This is a genomic window from Kocuria sp. HSID16901 (assembly GCF_003989425.1).
Taxonomy (GTDB): Bacteria; Actinomycetota; Actinomycetes; order Actinomycetales; family Micrococcaceae; genus Rothia; species Rothia massiliensis.
Genome location: NZ_RBLM01000019.1, coordinates 1 through 998 on the forward strand (window position 1 = coordinate 1; position 998 = coordinate 998).

The window sequence follows — 998 nt, forward strand, 5'->3', positions numbered from 1 at the left end:
CATTACTCTCCGCAAGAAGATAGCGGATTTCGACCCCATCCGTGAGGGCATCACGGTCCAGCAGTTCTGCAAGAACATCGGCGTATCGAAGCAGACGTACTACAACATCAAAGCACGTATCGCCGAACGCGGGCGGGCTGGCATCGTGCCGGATCGCACGGCACCGCTGAACCCGCGACGGGTCTACGATGACAAGATTCGACCACAGGTCCTGCAAACTCGCGGTACGTTAAAAGCCCGCGGCCAAGACTTCCTGCCCATGGTCACCCTTCTATTTCTTCCTCGACGAACTCGGCTACGACCCACCACCGTCACGAGCTGTAATCGCACAAGGGGGGCACGAGGCTGGCATCGCTGACATCAATGCACGGAAAAGACAGCGTAAGTCCTACATGCACTTTGACATGAGAGAAGGCAATGAACTGTGGCAGATAGATGCGTTTACCTACAGACTCTTCGATGTGGCTCACACGCAAGTGACTATCTACCAAGTCGTCGACGATGCCAGCCGCTTCGACGTCGGCTCCCAAGCTTTTGGAACTCCAGAAAACGGCACCGATGCCCGCATCACGCTAAGTGGAGCCATTGATGCTTACGGACTTCCCCAAGAAGTCCTGTCTGACAACGGTGATGCCTTTGCCACCTACCATCGCGGCCGGCTGTCGCAAACCGAACGCTGGCTCGCCAGCCTGGGAGTTCAATCAAGTGCGGGCTTTGCTCCCACGACGCAAGGCAAAGATGAGCGCTCGCACCAAACCCTGACCAGGTTTTTGGATGCTCGTAACCCGACGACGCTGGCGCAGGTCCAACAGCTGATTGTCGCCTACCGCAACGTCTACAACACACGCCGTCGCCACCAAGGACGTCTCAGGTGCAAGATGCACATCACCCCAGCCCAAGCCTGGTAGATTATCTCGCATGCCCAGCCACCGACGCAGCCGATTGACCCAGATGTTTTATGGACAAAAATCACGAAACAATATCACCGGATTCACCCT

2 protein-coding genes are annotated in these 998 nt (G+C 56.3%); both read left to right on the forward strand.

Annotated elements, in window-relative coordinates:
- Positions 1–358, forward strand: a 358-nt coding sequence (locus D8M21_RS11425; RefSeq protein WP_202975627.1) for a hypothetical protein, incomplete at its 5' end; no start/stop codon positions are given.
- 46 nt (positions 359–404) lie between these two features.
- Entirely contained in the window at positions 405–908 is a 504-nt protein-coding gene (locus D8M21_RS11430; RefSeq protein ID WP_202975628.1) for a DDE-type integrase/transposase/recombinase, read from the forward strand.
- Positions 909–998: the final 90 nt, after the last annotated feature.

What these genes read in the sequence shown, in the direction of transcription:
- D8M21_RS11430 (WP_202975628.1), top strand. Translation starts at nt 405, where the DNA reads ATGAGAGAAGGCAATGAACTGTGGCAGATAGATGCGTTTACCTACAGA.